This window comes from Streptomyces sp. NPDC111802 (assembly GCF_055634335.1).
This window is the reverse complement of sequence record NZ_JBVKCZ010000018.1, coordinates 122,403-138,692: the sequence shown is the minus strand read 5'-3', so window position 1 is coordinate 138,692 and position 16,290 is coordinate 122,403. Positions and strand designations below refer to the sequence as shown.

The 16,290-nt window shown below is 68.2% G+C and carries 14 protein-coding genes; 8 read left to right on the top strand and 6 right to left on the bottom strand.

The window, feature by feature from the left end; all coding sequences use genetic code 11:
• Window positions 1–11 precede the first annotated feature (11 nt).
• From ACZ7NC_RS21450 to ACZ7NC_RS21440, 3 genes are all read left to right on the top strand, one after another.
• On the top strand, window positions 12–500 hold the full coding sequence (locus tag ACZ7NC_RS21450; protein WP_471490391.1) for an NUDIX domain-containing protein: 489 nt from the start codon (window positions 12–14) through the stop codon (window positions 498–500).
• Window positions 501–940: 440 nt separating this feature from the next.
• Complete coding sequence (locus ACZ7NC_RS21445; RefSeq protein WP_471490390.1) at window positions 941–1,867, top strand: DUF4231 domain-containing protein; 927 nt, start codon at window positions 941–943, stop codon at window positions 1,865–1,867.
• A complete protein-coding gene (locus ACZ7NC_RS21440; RefSeq protein ID WP_471490388.1) occupies window positions 1,864–2,478 on the top strand; it encodes a TIR domain-containing protein in 615 nt (204 codons plus the stop codon). The genes ACZ7NC_RS21445 and ACZ7NC_RS21440 overlap by 4 nt, the downstream gene beginning before the upstream one ends.
• Window positions 2,479–2,641: 163 nt before the next feature.
• Here ACZ7NC_RS21440 and ACZ7NC_RS21435 read toward each other — a convergent pair whose 3' ends face one another.
• On the bottom strand, window positions 2,642–3,607 hold the full coding sequence (locus tag ACZ7NC_RS21435) for a toll/interleukin-1 receptor domain-containing protein (RefSeq protein WP_471490387.1): 966 nt from the start codon (window positions 3,605–3,607) through the stop codon (window positions 2,642–2,644).
• 463 nt (window positions 3,608–4,070) lie between these two features.
• Here ACZ7NC_RS21435 and ACZ7NC_RS21430 point away from each other — a divergent pair, with 463 nt between their 5' ends.
• The 4 genes from ACZ7NC_RS21430 to ACZ7NC_RS21415 all read left to right on the top strand — a co-directional run bounded on the left by ACZ7NC_RS21430 (window position 4,071) and on the right by ACZ7NC_RS21415 (window position 7,696).
• Window positions 4,071–4,697 carry a hypothetical protein gene (locus ACZ7NC_RS21430; RefSeq protein ID WP_471490385.1) on the top strand — a complete coding sequence of 209 codons (627 nt, stop codon included), beginning with the start codon at window positions 4,071–4,073 and terminating at the stop codon, window positions 4,695–4,697.
• A 210-nt stretch (window positions 4,698–4,907) separates the two neighbouring features.
• Entirely contained in the window at window positions 4,908–6,572 is a 1,665-nt protein-coding gene (ettA, locus tag ACZ7NC_RS21425) for an energy-dependent translational throttle protein EttA (protein WP_471490383.1), read from the top strand.
• A gap of 6 nt (window positions 6,573–6,578) precedes the next feature.
• A complete protein-coding gene (locus ACZ7NC_RS21420) occupies window positions 6,579–7,007 on the top strand; it encodes an acyl-CoA thioesterase (protein WP_471490382.1) in 429 nt (142 codons plus the stop codon).
• On the top strand, window positions 7,004–7,696 hold the full coding sequence (locus ACZ7NC_RS21415) for a DUF8185 domain-containing protein (protein ID WP_471490381.1): 693 nt from the start codon (window positions 7,004–7,006) through the stop codon (window positions 7,694–7,696). Before ACZ7NC_RS21420 ends, ACZ7NC_RS21415 begins: the two co-directional genes overlap by 4 nt.
• Window positions 7,697–7,719: 23 nt before the next feature.
• Here ACZ7NC_RS21415 and ACZ7NC_RS21410 read toward each other — a convergent pair whose 3' ends face one another.
• The gene (locus ACZ7NC_RS21410; RefSeq protein ID WP_471490379.1) at window positions 7,720–8,133 is read right to left on the bottom strand and encodes a globin; all 414 of its coding nucleotides are present in this window, start codon (window positions 8,131–8,133) and stop codon (window positions 7,720–7,722) included.
• Window positions 8,134–8,269: 136 nt separating this feature from the next.
• On the opposite strand from ACZ7NC_RS21410, the gene ACZ7NC_RS21405 reads away from it, so the two are divergent.
• A complete protein-coding gene (locus tag ACZ7NC_RS21405) occupies window positions 8,270–9,256 on the top strand; it encodes a methyltransferase domain-containing protein (protein WP_471490377.1) in 987 nt (328 codons plus the stop codon).
• 69 nt (window positions 9,257–9,325) lie between these two features.
• Here ACZ7NC_RS21405 and ACZ7NC_RS21400 read toward each other — a convergent pair whose 3' ends face one another.
• The 4 genes from ACZ7NC_RS21400 to ACZ7NC_RS21385 form a co-directional block, all read right to left on the bottom strand.
• Window positions 9,326–10,825: an FHA domain-containing protein gene (locus ACZ7NC_RS21400; protein WP_471490376.1), complete on the bottom strand. Its 1,500-nt coding sequence runs from the start codon at window positions 10,823–10,825 to the stop codon at window positions 9,326–9,328.
• Between the two features lie 103 nt (window positions 10,826–10,928).
• The gene (locus ACZ7NC_RS21395; protein WP_471490374.1) at window positions 10,929–12,275 is read right to left on the bottom strand and encodes a vWA domain-containing protein; all 1,347 of its coding nucleotides are present in this window, start codon (window positions 12,273–12,275) and stop codon (window positions 10,929–10,931) included.
• Between the two features lie 96 nt (window positions 12,276–12,371).
• The gene (locus ACZ7NC_RS21390; RefSeq protein ID WP_471490373.1) at window positions 12,372–13,763 is read right to left on the bottom strand and encodes a PP2C family serine/threonine-protein phosphatase; all 1,392 of its coding nucleotides are present in this window, start codon (window positions 13,761–13,763) and stop codon (window positions 12,372–12,374) included.
• A 3-nt stretch (window positions 13,764–13,766) separates the two neighbouring features.
• Window positions 13,767–16,277 carry a serine/threonine-protein kinase gene (locus tag ACZ7NC_RS21385; RefSeq protein WP_471490371.1) on the bottom strand — a complete coding sequence of 837 codons (2,511 nt, stop codon included), beginning with the start codon at window positions 16,275–16,277 and terminating at the stop codon, window positions 13,767–13,769.
• Window positions 16,278–16,290 lie beyond the last annotated feature (13 nt).

The following is a 16,290-nucleotide window of genomic DNA, read 5'->3' as shown; positions in this document are numbered from 1 at the left end:
CCCTCGGCCACATGGCAGTGAGCGAGCACGAAGCGAAGATGGCGCATCCGCGTATGGCCGCGGGTGCGCTCTTCTTTGATGCCGGCGGGCGCGTCCTCATGGTGCAGCCCACCTACAAGGAGTACTGGGACATCCCTGGTGGCTACGTCGAGGTGGGGGAGTCGCCCCTCCAGGCCGCCATCCGGGAAGTGGAGGAAGAACTAGGGATCACTCCTCCACTGGTGCGCTTGCTGGCCGTCGACTGGGCGCCGAACGATGCCGAAGGCGACAAGGTGCTGTACCTCTTCGACGGCGGCCAGCTCAGCCCGGAGACCCTGGCCGGAGTGACCTTGCAGGCAGACGAGTTGAAGGGCTTTGCGTTCCTGGCCCCCGACGAGGTGGCCGAGCGGACGATTCCGCGCTTGGCTCGACGGATCCTTGCCGCCGTTGAGGCCCGATCATCAGGTGCGGCACCGATCTACCTCGAACACGGGCAGCAGCCAAACGGCGTTGCCGCATAGCGACACGGAGGAGTCCGCCGCTCCCTGAGCGTGGTGCGGTGGAAGTTTCCCTACGTTCATCAAGGCCCGCGCACGGCGCGGGCGCGCGCCGCCTCTGCGGCGCGGCCTGCCTCCTGTCTCCGCCCCGGCTGGCCGCGCCCGGCGGCGCGCTGGCGAGCTGCGGCATTGGGAGAAACCCTCTGTGGCTGGGGCGGTCGGCTCCACGGCTTTAGGCAGCCACTTTGGCGCGAGCCTCGAAGATCATGGCCCCAACGTCGTGCTTTACCGGGCAGGTCCACAGACTGCCCGACGCGCCGGAAGCTTACGGGGCCATGATCACTCGCGCCAAAGCAGCTCCAGCCCAAAGCCGCTCCGCCAACCTATGATCCACCCGCGGCCCTGTCAGCCACCGTAGGCGCTAACCTTTGCTCTCAACTGGGGTTGCTAGGACGGGGGATCAGGTGTCGGCAACACAAAGCTCTCTAGGCCAGGAAGATCTTCCTGGCGTCTTCAGGTCCGCCGATGAGATCTCGAATCAGTCACAGAAGGAATACTTGCGATGGACTCGCGGACGGCTTCAGCTGGCCGTCGTAGCAGCTACCGCAGGAATATTCACGGCCAGCAGCGCGGACGGGAGCTGGGGCCAAAAGGTCTCCGCAACCCTGGCTTTGGCGTCCTTCGCTGCTGCCCTATTGCTCGAAGTCTATCTTCTTCGTGACAGACCCGAAGAAAGATGGTATCTCGGAAGAGCATTGGCGGAGTCCGTTAAGACACTAGCTTGGCGCTACATGGCGATAGCAGACCCATTCCCGTCAAGCCTTCCGCCTGAGAGAGCTGATGAAGTGCTGTTGGCGCGGATTCAGGATCTATTCCGGGATGCATCCTTGAGCCTTCCTGGCCTCTCCGTAGGTTCAAGCCAAGTCACTCCTAAGATGCGCCAGATCAGGGAATCCCAAATGACTTCCCGCAAGGCGACGTATCTCGAATTTCGAGTCTTGGAACAGAAGTCCTGGTATGAGAGGAAAGCTAAGGAGAACGAGAAAAATTCGCACCGTTGGCGACTCACTCTGATTTCGTTCGAACTTATCGGCATCATTGTGACTGTCATAGCTTTGCTCGACGTGTCAGACGTTGATGCGGGGGGCGCGGCTGCAGCAGCCATCGCTGCTGCGGGTGCTTGGCTTGAGGTTAAGCAATACGACAACCTGGCTTCAGCCTATTCGCTTACTGCCGCAGAGCTCAATTTTGTTCATGCGACGGGTGGTAGCGTTCGGGACGAAGGCAAGTGGTCGGACTACGTAAATTCTGCTGAGCAAGCCATCAGCCGCGAGCACACGATGTGGTTGGCTCGGAGGGTGGGACTCAGGGCGGCAAGGGGGAACGTATGACTCTCGGATACCAGAACAGAATAGCCCAGGCGCGTCTAAGCGAAATTTCACGACAGTTTGAGCACAAAGCAGATTCACCCGTTCGCCACAAATGCTTTCTGAGCTATCACGCAGTGGACGCGGAAGAAGTGCTCGCCTTCGTGGAATCATTCGGCGACTACTTCATTCCGCGGGCAATCGGCGTATCTGAGAACGATCCAGTAATTCAAAGCGACGACAATGATTACATCATGGATCGAATCAGGACCAAATACCTAGCGGATTCTACAGTGACGATAGTCATGGTGGGGAAGTGCACATGGTCGCGGAAGTTTGTGGATTGGGAGATATACAGTTCTCTGCGCAAGGATAGAGTTAATCGACTAAATGGCCTTATGGCAATCCAGCTGCCTTCAGCTAAGGCGGCTGGAGCATCTCTCCCTCCGCGGGTAAGTGACAACGTTATGAGAGAGGAAGGAAAAGATGTAGGGTACGCCAGGTACTACGCGTACCCTAGCAGCGGATCGATTCTCAGAAACTATATCCAAGACGCATTCGATGCACGCCGGGCCAGAGACCTGCTTATCCGCAACAGTCGCGCGCGAAAGGTCAACAATTCTTACTGTGGGTAAGTGCAGAGCGCGGTGGCCGGCGAACTGGGTGACGCTTGCGGCCACCTGGCCGTCCGCGTGTCCAGCCCATACTTGTCGGCACTGGGCGGATAGCGAGCTTGAAGGGTGCCGTCAAGGCGGCCGCATCAACTTGCCGGTGCTGAATCCCTCACCGGGCCTGACGCTATCGCCGTGCTATCCTGTCCCGAATGTAGTCATACATGACGGACGCCTTTGAGCGGGGCTTGATCTCTTGTAGCCTGGTGTTTCCCGCCGCAAGTGTGAAGGTGATCGATAGTAGGCCGCGATCCACATTCAAGATGTGGCTATAAGGAAGAAAGTATGCCGGAATGTCCTTCCGCCACGGGATGTACACGAGCCTTCGCTGAGTTAGTGCACAAAGGCCCCGATGGGTTTCCGTGGACAGAATGGCTTTCACTAAAGTGTCATGCTCATGGGCGAAGTTCCCGAGCGCCAAATGGGCAATGTCCTCATCCGGGTCGACAGTGTCGGTTAGCGCGTCGAGTTGTTTCCTGCGGGCACTGGGCTGAATGAACGGGTCGTGGCGGTACCGGAGATCATTGAAGTCATCAAACAATGCGCGGTACAGGCGATCGATTTCGGTGAATCTCGCTTCCCGGCCTCGCTCAATCCGTTTTGCGTGATCCCCTTCGAACACCCCCACTGTCGGGAAATCGATTGTGCCGATCAGCTTACGAACGTCCTCGCTAAACGAGCTATAGGAGAGGCTGAAGCAGTTCTTGTTGCGAATCCGTCCCAGACTCGGGGGTAGCTTATCAGGGCTCGGCAACAATGTGCCATCAACGAGAAGGGGAATTACTGTAATTCCTTGGTCCAGGGCCGATTCTATCTCCAGGCGTACCCAGTCATTCGCTTCTTGGATTCTCGCCCCACCGTTGGATGTGGAGCCCACCCATGCGGGGCCAATAAGGGCAACCAGAACGTCGCATGACGATATAGCCTGAGCGATAATCCGAGGGAAATCTGCGCCCGGCTGTAAGTACGCTACGTCCATGAAGATTTTTGAGGCCCCGTAGTGCTGAGCAAGTCGGTCTTGTAGCCACCCCGCATAGGGTGCCGTGTCGTCACGTCGGTAGCTGATGAAGATTTTCTTTTCCTCGCGTGACATCCCTCTCGCCCTCTACGTCGTTGACAACACCGTGAAGTTAACTTAGCCATTGATCAGTCATCCCGCACTCCTTGTGGCTTAGACGCTTGGGGCATTGATAGCTTTCGGCGCGCCCCGCTGTGCTTCAATGCGCTCCCGGCACCAGCGGTTTGCAGGCGTGGACGCTCGAGGATCGTCAGCGCAGGTGGAAGGCCATCAGTCCAGGCAGGGGACCCACCTACCCTCATGGCGAGACTGCGACCGACAGCGTGTTCAGTCGCATGACGGTTGGGTGCCTATCGAAGGTATGTCGCCGCAGACGCCGTCACTCACCTCAATAGGCCATCTTCCAAGCCCGCTCCAAGCCTGTCGGTGCACCAAACAGGCTCCTTCGCGCCGTGTGGCCGGATCCGCTCCCTTGTTGATGCTTCATGTACGTGTCACACAGTTGGTAGGCGGGGTGTCTGGGTGAGGGGGACTCTGTATGTCCGTGCTGGGTGGCAAACACAGTGAACCGTCGGACTGGGCCGTGGAGCGGTTCGGGCAGCATGCCGGCACGCTCGTCGAAGCGATTCCGGAGCAGCTGGCCAGGGCCCACACGCGAGCTCATGCGGTTCACCTCACCGCGAGGCTGAAGAAGCGCAGCCCGTACGGCGCCACCCTGGCCGAGGCAGTTCGTGAGAACCTCGCGGATACGGCTCGTGAGTTGGACGAAGCCGTGCGGGACGTGCGCGGGTATGAGTACGCCGTCATCAACGACCACGCGCTCTTCCCATTTAAATACGCCGACCGCCCCAAGCCCCTCGAACGTGCGCGACTGGCAGCCAACGCTTCCCCTACGCGCCGGCGGATGCTCCTGAGCCATGGGCCGGCGCCGCAAGACGGCCTCTTCCCTCTTGACGACGAGCTCACGACAGAGGAGTTCGAGGAGCTGCACGAGACTTTCGAGGCCCTCGGCGCATCCACGAAGCTCGTGTGCCTCTTCTTCACGGCCGACCCGGAGAACGGCATCCACGTCATCCACTGGGGAGACGCCCACCTCGAACCCGACCGCACCTTCACCTGGCTCCATAGCGAGCAGCTGCGGGTAGCGGTCCAGCCTCTTGAGTGAGCACCCCCGATGCTGGGCCGTCTCTGGGCCGTGTGAGGGCGCCCGAGGCCGACCGACGGCGACCGACATTGACAGTCGAGCCAGAGCCGCCATCAGCGAATCCCCAGGTCAGGGCCCCCCGCCCATACCCGTTTCCCCCCAGGGGTGGCGATCCGGCAAGATGGGGTGTATCTGCCCACTGCCTGATTTCAAGCTGCCGGACGGTTTCTCTTGGCTGAGTTCATTTACACCATGCGCAAGGCGCGCAAAGCGCACGGCGACAAGGTGATCCTCGACGACGTCACCCTGAACTTCCTCCCCGGAGCGAAGATCGGCGTCGTCGGCCCGAACGGTGCCGGTAAGTCGACCGTTCTGAAGATCATGGCGGGGCTTGAGCAGCCGTCGAACGGTGACGCCTTCCTGTCGCCCGGTTACAGCGTCGGGATCCTGATGCAGGAGCCCAAGCTGAACGACGAGAAGACCGTCCTGGAGAACGTCCAGGAGGGCGTCGCCGCGGTCAAGGGCAAGCTCGACCGGTTCAACGAGATCGCCGAGCTGATGGCCACCGACTACTCCGACGCGCTCCTCGACGAGATGGGCAAGCTCCAGGAGGACCTCGACCACGCCAACGCGTGGGACCTCGACGCCCAGCTCGAGCAGGCCATGGACGCGCTCGGCTGCCCGCCCGGTGACTGGCCCGTCGTCAACCTCTCCGGTGGTGAGAAGCGCCGCGTCGCGCTGTGCAAGCTGCTGCTGGAAGCCCCTGACCTGCTGCTGCTCGACGAGCCGACCAACCACCTCGACGCCGAGTCCGTGAACTGGCTGGAGCAGCACCTCGCCAAGTACGCGGGCACCGTCGTGGCCATCACCCACGACCGGTACTTCCTGGACAACGTCGCCGAGTGGATCCTCGAGCTCGACCGCGGCCGCGCCTACCCCTACGAGGGCAACTACTCCACGTACCTCGAGACCAAGCAGACCCGTCTGAAGGTCGAGGGGCAGAAGGACGCCAAGCGGGCGAAGAGGCTCAAGGAAGAGCTCGAGTGGGTCCGCTCCAACGCCAAGGGCCGGCAGGCCAAGTCCAAGGCGCGGCTGGCCCGCTACGAGGAGATGGCCGCCGAGGCGGACAAGATGCGGAAGCTGGACTTCGAGGAGATCCAGATCCCGCCGGGCCCGCGGCTGGGCAGCATCGTCGTGGAGGTCAACAACCTCAGCAAGGCCTTCGGAGAGAAGGTCCTCATCGATGATCTCTCGTTCACGCTGCCTCGCAACGGCATCGTCGGGGTCATCGGTCCCAACGGCGCCGGCAAGACGACCCTCTTCAAGATGATCCAGGGTCTGGAGACGCCCGACGCCGGCGACATCAAGGTCGGCGAGACGGTCAAGATCTCCTACGTCGACCAGAGCCGCGAGAACATCGACCCGAAGAAGACCCTGTGGGCCGTGGTCAGCGACGAGCTCGACTACATCAACGTGGGTCAGGTGGAGATGCCGTCGCGGGCGTACGTGTCCGCGTTCGGGTTCAAGGGTCCCGACCAGCAGAAGCCGGCCGGCGTCCTCTCCGGCGGTGAGCGCAACCGCCTCAACCTCGCGCTCACCCTCAAGCAGGGCGGCAACCTGCTGCTCCTCGACGAGCCGACCAACGACCTCGACGTCGAGACGCTCTCCTCGCTGGAGAACGCCCTGCTCGACTTCCCGGGCTGTGCCGTCGTCGTCTCCCACGACCGGTGGTTCCTCGACCGTGTCGCCACGCACATCCTCGCCTACGAGGGTGAGTCCAAGTGGTTCTGGTTCGAGGGCAACTTCGAGTCGTACGAGAAGAACAAGGTCGAGCGGCTCGGTGCGGACGCCACCCGTCCGCACCGCGCCACCTACAAGAAGCTGACCCGGGGCTGATCGATCTTGCGCCACATCTACCGCTGCCCCCTGCGCTGGTCCGACATGGACGCGTACGGACATGTCAACAACGCGGTCTTCGTCCGCTACCTGGAGGAAGCCCGTATCGACTTCCTGTTCCGTCCGGAGAAGGACTTCAAGCAGGGGTCGGTGGTGGCGCGCCACGAGATCGACTACAAGCGGCAGCTCGTCCACCGGCACCACCCGGTGGACATCGAGCTGTGGATCACCGAGATCAGGGCCGCGTCCTTCACCATCACCTACGAGGTGAAGGACGACGACCTGGTCTATGTCCGGGCCTCGACGGTGGTCGTGCCGTTCGACTTCGAGGCGGAACGCCCGCGCCGGCTCACCGCGGAGGAGAAGGAGTTCCTCCGCGAGTACACGGACGACGCGGACGATGAGAACGACGAGGAGGAGGCCGTCGCCGCATGACGGTGCTCCACCTCGCCGACGAGGGGGAGGCGGCGGATCTCGCGGCCTTCCTCTCCCGGCTGCTCCACTACGACCGTGGGGCCGCGGTGCGCGTCCAGGCGGCCGGCACCGCGCTCGCCGTCTTCGGGCGGCCGCCGTCCTTCGAGGTGCTGGCGATCCGCGCGGTACGGCTGGCGAAGCCGTACGAGAGCGGACTCGACGTCACGCTGGACGTGACCGTCTCCGCGGGTGAACTCCTGGAGTCCGTCGACGAGCCGGCGGCCACCGCTACCGTCCCGGCCGCGGTCACCGGCCCGCCGTGGGCGGGTGTGCTCCCACCGCGCGGCGGCTGGCGGCGTGAGACGGGACTGCCGGCACCGGGCGAGCTGCGCACCATGGTCGGCACCTCGGTCGCCGAATTCCGGTCCCGCACCCAGGAGTTGGCGCCCGAGCTGCGCACCCGGGCCGAACTCGACCGGATCGGTCGGGAGATCTGGTCCCGCACGGTCGCGGACACCCTGCTCCCGGTACGGGCCGTGCACGCGGCCCAGTCACTGGGCTTCCTGCGCGGCCGGGGCGACGCGCCAGCGCCCGACGAGGCGCCGGTCGGCCTCTTCTCGTCGGGGGCGTGGCTCAGGCTGCGTACGCCGTACGGATCGATCGCCGTGCGCAGGGCGGGGCTCGGGGCGCTGGACGTCAGCGTCCGCTGACGTCCTCGGGAGGCCCGGCAGGCTCAGCCCTCCGTGTTCACCATCGACGCCGCCGCGTACGTCAGGTAGTTCCACAGCGTCCGCTCGTGCTCCTCGGAGAGGCCGAGCTCGTCGACGGCGACCCGCATGTGCTTCAGCCAGGCGTCGTGCGCCGCGCGGTCGACGGTGAAGGGGGCGTGGCGCATGCGCAGGCGGGGGTGGCCGCGGTTCTCGCTGTACGTCGTCGGGCCGCCCCAGTACTGGATCAGGAAGAAGGTCAGGCGCTCCTCGGCCGGGCCCAGGTCCTCCTCCGGGTACATGGGCCGCAGCAGCGGGTCCTCCGCGACACCCTCGTAGAAGCGGTGGACGAGGCGGCGGAAGGTCTCCTCCCCGCCGACCTGCTCGTAGAAGGTCTGCTCCTGCAGTGTGCCGCGCCGAATCTCATTCACGCCCTCCATGCTCTCAGACGCGGCGACCGAGGACTCCAGGCTTAGGACCAGCCGACAGATCACGAGAGTCCGGCCCCGAGTGACGCGTTCCGGATCGTCCGGCGAGGTGCTCGCCTCACACCGTCTCGGGCAGGACAGTGGACGTATGGGCGCACACGCTCTCGACAGGGACCTGGACGACGTCGCCGCCTCGGCGCGGGCCGCACTGGTGCGCGAGATCGACAGGAGCGGGGCCTGGGCAGACGACCCCGTGTGGCGGGAGGCCTTCGCCGCCGTTCCCCGGCATCTGTTCGTGCCGTACTACTACGTCGGTGTCGTGGGCGGATACGAGCGCCGCTGGGGGGAGAGCCCCGACCCGGCCGCACGGGAGCGCTGGGTGCGCGGCGCCTACGCGGACACCCCGCTGGCCACCCGGCTGCGCGACGGCGAACTGCTCTCCTCCAGCAGCCAGCCGTCCCTGATGGCGATGATGCTGGTCGCGCTGGAGGTGGCGGACGGCAACAAGGTGCTGGAGATCGGCGCGGGCACGGGCTACAACGCCGCCCTGCTCGCCCACCGGCTCGGCGACGACGATCTCGTCACCACCATCGACCTGGAGCCCGAGATCACCGAGTCGGCACGACGGCATCTGGAGGCGGCCGGCCACCGCCCCGCCGTCGTCACCGGTGACGGCGCACGCGGCGTGCCCGAGCGCGCCCCCTTCGACCGCGTCATCGCGACCTGCACCCTGCCGTCGATCCCCCGCGCCTGGCTCGCCCAGTGCCGCCCCGGCGCCCGTGTGCTGACGCCGCTCGCCACCGGCCTGGTCGCCCTCGCCGTACGGGACACCGAGCACGCCGAGGGGCGCTTTCTGCACACGCCCGCCTACTTCGTGCCGCTGCGCGGCGGCAGCCGCAACGAGCCGGAGCCGGCGCACATGGGCGGGCTGCCGCGCCGGGCCAGGGAACACGAACTGTTCCGCTTCCTGCTCGCCCTGACCCACGGCAGACTCGACCCGCAGGAGGCGTACGCGCTGTGGGAGCGCGAGGGGCAGCCCCAGCGGGAGCGGTACGGGATCACGGTGCGCGGCGAGCACGAGTGGGCGTGGCTGGACGACCCCGAGGGGCCGTACGCGTGGCCGCTGCCCGGTTGAAACGCCGGGAGGGGGCGGTCGTACGGCGAGAAAGTGCCGTACGACCGCCCCCTCCCGGTATCGAGAGACCTAGCCTCGCCGGATCGTGATCGTCGTCCACGCCCCGACGTGCACCCGGTCGCCGTCCTGCAGCGGTACCGGGACGAAGGGCTGGATCGGGTCCTCGGAGCCGTTCACCGTCGTGCCGTTCGTCGAGTTCTGGTCGACGACCGCCCAGGTGCCGTCCGGCTGCTGGACCAGGACCGCGTGCTGGTGCGAGACGCCCGGGTCCTCCGGCGGCACCGACAGGTCGATGTCGGGGGTGTCGCCGGTGGAGTGGCGGCGGCGGCCGATGGTGACCTGGTTGCCGGTGAGCGCGCGCTGCTGCTCGGGCGAGTACGCGGGCAGGTTCAGGCCCGCGGCCTCGGGGCCGGAGCGCTGCATCATCGCCATGAAGTAGTCACGGTCCGGACCGATGGTCGCCATCCAGGTCATCGGCTGCTGCTGGTAGCCGGGGCCGGGCGGCGGCGGGGCCTGGGTCGCGCCGGGCGGCGGGTAGCCGTAGCCGCCCTGCGGGGGCGCGCCGGGGCCCGACGACGGCGGGGAGATCACCCAGTCGTCGTCACCGCCGCCGAAGGACGGGCCGCCGGGCTGCGGACGGTTCGGATCCTGACCGAACCCGGGCGGGGCCGGCGGTGCGGAAGGGCCGGGGCCGGCCGGATGGAACGCCTGCGGAGCGCCGCCGGTCGCGCCGGGACCGCCGGGCGGCGGTGGAGCCTGGCGCGACGGGTCGCCGCCGAAGCCGGAGGGGGCGTTCATTCCAGGGCCGCCGGGGCCGCCGGGACCACCGGGGGCGCCAGGAGCACCCGGTCCGCCCGGTCCGCCGGGGCCACCGGGGTTCGTGTTGCCGGGGCCGCCGGGGCCGCCGGGGCCCGCGCCGAAGCCGCCCGGTCCGCCGGGGCCAGGGCCGCCGAAGCCCGAACCGGGGCCACCCATGCCGCCGGGGCCGGGGCCGGGGGCCGGGCCGGGAGCGCCAGGGCCACCCGGTGCGCCGGGTCCGCCCGGTCCCTGCGGCTCCGCGCCGAAGGGCGGGATCGGTTCCGCCGGGCGGTTCACCTGGGACGGGCGCGAGCCCTGGTACTCGTACGAGTCACCGCCGCCGAACGACGGCGGGGGCCCGGACTGCTGCTGGAAGTGGGACGGCAGGCCAGGTCCGCCGGGCGCCGACGAGCGCGGCGCGGCGGGCGTGTAGGACGTCGCCGTGTTGGTCAGGAAGTTCCACCGGCATTCCTCGCAGAACGGCGCACCGCCCTCACGCGGCGTACGGCACTGCGGGCAGAGCTCGGGCTCCGGGGGGCCGGGCATGGGCTGATGACCGCCCGGCTGACCGATGTTCGGGCCACCGGACGGACCACCGGGACCGGGACCGGGGCCGGGACCGCCGGGGCCGCCGGGCGGCGGGAAGCCGTAGCCACCGCCGGGCGGGGGCGGCGGCGGAGGGGGTGGAGGTACGGCACCGGCCATGCGGTGACCGCAGACCTCGCACCAGTCGTCGGAACCCGACTGGTGTCCGTTCGGGCAGGTCGGCATGTCGGCGCTTCCCCCTCTCCTTTCCGGTCGCTTTCGACCGGATTTCTCCAACCCCGAGGGGCCAGGCTCGCTCTTTTCAGGGTCCTGCAAGGGTCCTGCTAGGTCACTTCTTTACACGAACAGTCTTTGTCGACCGTGTCTCGAGAGTCATCTCGTCGGCCTCCGCGACCTTCGCCTTCAGTCGCACAGTACCCGCCGCGGCATCGACAACGTCCACCACCTTCGCAAGGAGTTTCGCGGTATCCGCGTTTCCGGAGGCGCTGGCGAGCTGAACGGCCCGGCCCAGTTTGGCCGTTGCTCCATCGATATCGCCCGCTTTGCGAAGATCGAGCCCTTGTTGAATGGCCTGTGCCAGTTCGGCCTGGCCGGTGTAGTGGGCGACCTGCGGATTGATCGACGTCGAGGCGACCATGTCGTCGGTCCATACGGCCCGTACGAGGCCCTGCGCGCCCAAGTTCCCCGCGCTGCCGTCGGGTTGCGGGACGACCAGGGAGACCCGGGCGGCGAGCATCTCCCGGCCGATCTCCGCGGCCGGGACCTCGACGCAAACGTGGTAGTCACGGGACTCGTCGCCCCAGGAACCCGTGGGGTAGTCCCCGGCCCGCGGACCCGCCTCGGTGCGCCGGTCGGTCAACTGCTCGACCGTCGGCGCGACTTGCTTGACGAACTTGATGGTCGTGCCGACCGGCGTCCACAGCCGCAGCGCGACGTCCGCGACCTCCTTGCCCATCGCCGTCTCCATCATCTGTGTGAAGTCGGCGGCCAGGCCGGCCGGATCGGCGACGATGTCGGCGCTGCCGAGCAGGGCGGAGGCGATTCCTGTGACTTCTTTCACTTCCCAGTCGGTGCCCACGCCACGGGCGTCACAGGTGAACCGCCCGGCACAGGAGTCGAGCGCGGCCCTGAGGTCCTCGGGCGACTCGTGCTCATTGCGGCCGTCGGTGAGCAGGATGCCGTGCCGGATGGCGACATCGGCCGAGGACAGCAGCCGGTCGGCGAGGCGCAGCCAGGTGCCGATGGCCGTGCCGCCGCCCGCGCTGAGCCTGCGCAGCGCCTGTTTGGCCTGGTCGCGGGTGGTGGCGTCGGCCACCGCGAGGCGGCCGCCGCCCGGATACACCTCCTTGGCCACGTGTGTGCCGCCGATCACCGCGAAGTGCACACCGTCGCGCAGGGTGTCGATCGCGGCCGCCGTGGCGTCGCGGGCGTTGCGCATCTTGGTCGGCGGGTAGTCCATCGAGCCCGAGCAGTCGACCATGATCGCCACGGCCGCGGACGGGCTCTGTCCCGTCGCGTACAGATGGGGCGCGGCGACCGCGCTGCCGACCGTGCCGCCGCCGGTCGAGGTGACCGTGACGATCGCGTTGACCTCGCGGCCGCCCTCCGGCAGGTACTCGTTCTGGTACACGTCCACCGAGAACTGCGGCACGCTTGATTTCGAGAAGTTGGCCATACGTTCTCAAATCCCCCTAAAGAACCCCATGGCAGGGCCATGGCTGTCGACGGACCGGTCCCCTCCGGTCCGATGAGGCCGTCCCCGCAGTAGGCCTCAGGCCGATCCTGCCCCTATCGGCGGCGCCGGGAACGGCAGGACGGCCACTGTTACGTTGTCGTGGCCCCCGCCGTCGAGCGCGTGTCCGACGAGCACCTGGGCGCTGTGCAGGGGGCGCGCGGCGGCGTCGAGGGGTACGACGTCGGCCATGTCCTCGGCCGCCTCCGCGTAGTTCCACAGCCCGTCCGTGCACACCACCACTACACCCGGACGGTCGGGCTTGAAGGAAGCGGTGTGCGGCTCCAGTTCGTAGGCGTCCGCGCCGAGCCAGCCGGTGATGGCGTGGGCGCGCTCGTCGGCGTACGCCTCGGCCTCGTTCATCAGGCCCGCGGCGACCATCTGCGCGGCCCAGGAGTCGTCCTCGGTGAGCCGGGCCGGGGGAGTGCTGCGGTCCACCGGCACCCAGTAGGCGCGGCTGTCCCCGACCCAGCCGACGACCAGCAGGCCGGCGGTGACCACGGCGCCGACGAAGGTGCAGGCCGGAGCGTTCTGGTGCGGGGCGTGCTCGCGGGCCGTGGCGGGCTCGGCGGCGAGCGCGTTGACCGAGTTCGAGGCGGCGATGATCGCGTCGTGCATGGCCTGCTGCGGGTGCGTGCCGCGCGGCAGGGCGGTCAGCAGCGACTCGCTCGCGGCCCGGGACGCGGCCATCGAGGCGGCGTCGGGGCGGGTCGCCGAGGACACGCCGTCGCAGACGATCGCCACGACGGCGGGACGGCCGTCGGGCAGCGCGGTGCAGCCGATGGCGAACGCGTCCTCGTTGCGGTGATGGCGCAGACCCCGGTCGCTGACGGCGGCGACCGGGCCGGCGTCCAGCTCCATGTGGTCGCGCTCGCGCGGCTGGGCGTGCCCGCAGTTCTCGCAGTAGCCGTCGTGATCCACACGCCCTGCACGGCACGCGACGCACACCTTGGTGCCCTCGGGCGGGGTCGGCAGGTCGGCGGCGATGCGCGGGTCGGGTGCCTGCAACGGGTACTCCTCGGGCTCCGGCGGACGGTCGAACCGTACGCCGGAGGCTGAGGACACGGGCGAGCCGGTCGGCGCGGGACCTGCCGGGGCCGGCGGCACATCGGGGCCGACCGTCGCAGGGGGCGCCGGCGCGGGGATCGGCGGTGCCTGCGGGGGTGGGGGAGTGCCCGGGGGCGGATCCGTCGGCAGATGCGCGGGCGCCGGGGCGGAGGAGCCGTCCGGTGCGGGGGTGACGGGCCAGTCCATGCCGGGCGCAGCCCCGGCGGGGGGCGGCGTCGAGCCGTTCAGGGCGATGGTGGGGTGGTCGTCCGGCCGTACGGGCACGGCGGACAGATCGTATCCACACGCACCGCAGAAACGGTCACCCGACTCGAGCGGCCATTCGCAGCTCGGGCAGGCGGACAACTGGGGCATCTGCGACATCAACTACACCCACGTCCGGGGGCGGTAACGGTTGGCACGTTCCACCAGGTCGATCCTCTCCTCGCCGCCCCGCGCGAGCCGGGCCAGCATGCGGTACGAACGCTCCAGACCGAAACGCAGTCCCCGCTCGTCCAGGCCGCTGCCGAGCAGCGTCCGTCCTCCGGCGGCGGGAGGGGCGGAACCCTGGCCCCCGGAGAGTATCCAGTCCAGCGCGCAGCCGAGGACTTCCGCCGACAACTGCTCCCTGCGCGCCGGGTCCAGGCCGTACGCCTCCAGCGCCTCCACCTGCCCCGCGGCGGCGGTCAGGTCGTCCAGAAACGGTACGTCACCGGCGACCGCCGTGCGTTGACGCAGCCGGGCCCGGACGGCCGCCACCCGCGCGGCCGTGTAGTGGATGGAGCTCTCCGGCACCGACTCCAGAGTGCCCACGGCGCCGCGGCGGTCGCCGGTCGCCAGCTGGACGCGGGCCAGACCGAAGGCGGCGCTGACATAGCTCGGGTCGGTCGACCACACGAGGCGGTAGTACTCGGCGGCGTTGTCCAGCTGGCCCAGCACCTCCGCGCACAGGCCGAGGGCCAGCTTGGGGGCGGGTTCGCCGGGGAAGGCGTCGTAGATCGCGTCGAAGGCGAGCGCGGCGCCCTCCTGGTCGCCGGTGACGAGCGCGGCCACGCCGCGGTACCAGACGACCCGCCAGTCGTCCGGCCGCTCGTCCTCCAGCTTCAGCAACGCCTCGTGCGCGGTGGCCGTGTCGCCGTTCTCCAGCCAGGCCCGCACCTGCCTGAGCCGGGTCTCCGTCGACGGCGCGGGTGCGGCGGCCGCCGCGCCGAGCAGCTCGGCCGGCGCGGTGGTCATCAGCGCCGCGAGAAAACCGGCGTTGGGGTCGGCGGGATCCACGCGGGGGACCGGCAGGGCGAGGGCGGCGGCGGGCGCGCCCACGGGTTTGACGATGCCCGTGCCGGTCTCCAGGGCAGCGGGACCGGGGGCGGTGAGCTGCTTCCGGGCGGGCGCCACGCGTGCCCCCAACCGCGAGACCTCCCCGTCCAGCTTCGGGAACAACTCCGTGTCCGTCACCCGCACTTCGGGCCCGAACAGCGTCGACAGCGACGGCCGCGCCCGCCCCGACTGCAACGACACGACCTCGCGCAGCACACCCGTCAGCTGCTCCGACATCTCCTGGGCCGAGGCGAAACGGCGGGCCGGGTCCGGGTCGGTGGCGCGCACGAGCAGACGGTAGAAGGACTCGTACTGGCGGAAGACCTCGATGTGGTCGGGGTCGGGCAGCGAGTCGACGTAGACGTTCGTATAGCCCTGGAAGTCGAAGGTCAGCACGGCCAGGGTGCGGGCGACCGTGTAGAGGTCGGAGGCGACCGACGGGCCGACGTCCGCGACCTCCGGCGACTGGTAGCCCACCGTGCCGTAGATGGCCGACTCGTCGTCGTCCATCCTGCGCACCGCGCCCATGTCGATCAGCTTGAGCTGGTCCTCGGTCTGGATGGCGTTGTCGACCTTGAAGTCGCAGTAGAGCAGGTTGCGGGCGTGCAGATGGCCGAGTGCCTCCAGGGCCTCGATGCCGTACGCGCACGCCTGCTCGACGGGCAGCGGATCGCGCCGGCCCGTCTCCGTGCGGCGGTCGTTCGCGATCTCCTTCAGGGACTTGCCGCCGACGTACTCCATCACGATGTAGCCGTCGAGGGAGCCGGTGCGCTTGTCGAGGTGCTCGACGAAGTTGTAGATCCGCACGATGTTGGCGTGCTCGATCTCCGCGAGGAAGCGCCGCTCGGAGATCGCCGCCGCCATCGCGTCCTGGTCGCCGGTGTCGAGCAGGCCCTTGAGCACCACCCAGCGGTCGGAGACCGCGCGGTCCACGGCCAGATAGATCCAGCCGAGGCCGCCGTGCGCCAGACAGCCCACGACCTCGTACTGGCCGTGCACGATGTCGCCGGACTTCAGCTTCGGGACGAACGAGTACGGGTGCCCGCACTTCGTGCAGAAACCCTCGGTACGGCCCGGCCGCTCGCCGCGGGCCCGGCCGACCGGTGCGCCGCAGTCCGAGCGGGAGCAGAACCGCTTGCGCTCGGGCACCTCCGGATTCTCCAGCACCATCGCGCGCGGATCGGGCCGCGGCACGTCCGGGACCTGCACCAGACCGGCGCCGAGCCGGCCGCGCCCGCTGGAGCCGGCGCTCGAACCGGAGCTGCGCACCGACACCGAGCGGCCCGTGGAACGGCCCGACAGCGAGCGCGACAGCCGCCCCGACACCGAGCGCCGGGACTTCGACGAATGGGACGACGTACGCGAACTGCCGCGGCTGGTGGAGCGGGAGCTGCCGCTGCCCGCCGAGCCGCGTGAATCCTTGCCGCCGCTCGTCACGCCGGTGGGCGGCGAGCCGACCATGCCGGACGCCGAGACGACCGGGGCGAGACCGCAGGTGTCGCAGTACAGCTCGCCGCCGCCCATGTCCTCGTACGTACCGCCGCAGTCCGGCCGCTGACAGCTCTGCTGTGCCTGACTCATGACGACGACTCCC

Bases quoted from the DNA above. Each gene is read 5' to 3' on its own strand.
- ACZ7NC_RS21450 (WP_471490391.1), top strand. From the start codon at position 12: ATGGCAGTGAGCGAGCACGAAGCGAAGATGGCGCATCCGCGTATGGCC.
- ACZ7NC_RS21440 (WP_471490388.1), top strand. From the start codon at position 1,864: ATGACTCTCGGATACCAGAACAGAATAGCCCAGGCGCGTCTAAGCGAA.
- ACZ7NC_RS21435 (WP_471490387.1), bottom strand. From the start codon at position 3,607: ATGTCACGCGAGGAAAAGAAAATCTTCATCAGCTACCGACGTGACGAC.
- ACZ7NC_RS21430 (WP_471490385.1), top strand. From the start codon at position 4,071: ATGTCCGTGCTGGGTGGCAAACACAGTGAACCGTCGGACTGGGCCGTG.
- ACZ7NC_RS21415 (WP_471490381.1), top strand. From the start codon at position 7,004: ATGACGGTGCTCCACCTCGCCGACGAGGGGGAGGCGGCGGATCTCGCG.
- ACZ7NC_RS21410 (WP_471490379.1), bottom strand. From the start codon at position 8,133: ATGGAGGGCGTGAATGAGATTCGGCGCGGCACACTGCAGGAGCAGACC.
- ACZ7NC_RS21405 (WP_471490377.1), top strand. From the start codon at position 8,270: ATGGGCGCACACGCTCTCGACAGGGACCTGGACGACGTCGCCGCCTCG.
- ACZ7NC_RS21400 (WP_471490376.1), bottom strand. From the start codon at position 10,825: ATGCCGACCTGCCCGAACGGACACCAGTCGGGTTCCGACGACTGGTGC.
- ACZ7NC_RS21395 (WP_471490374.1), bottom strand. From the start codon at position 12,275: ATGGCCAACTTCTCGAAATCAAGCGTGCCGCAGTTCTCGGTGGACGTG.
- ACZ7NC_RS21390 (WP_471490373.1), bottom strand. From the start codon at position 13,763: ATGTCGCAGATGCCCCAGTTGTCCGCCTGCCCGAGCTGCGAATGGCCG.
- ACZ7NC_RS21385 (WP_471490371.1), bottom strand. From the start codon at position 16,277: ATGAGTCAGGCACAGCAGAGCTGTCAGCGGCCGGACTGCGGCGGTACG.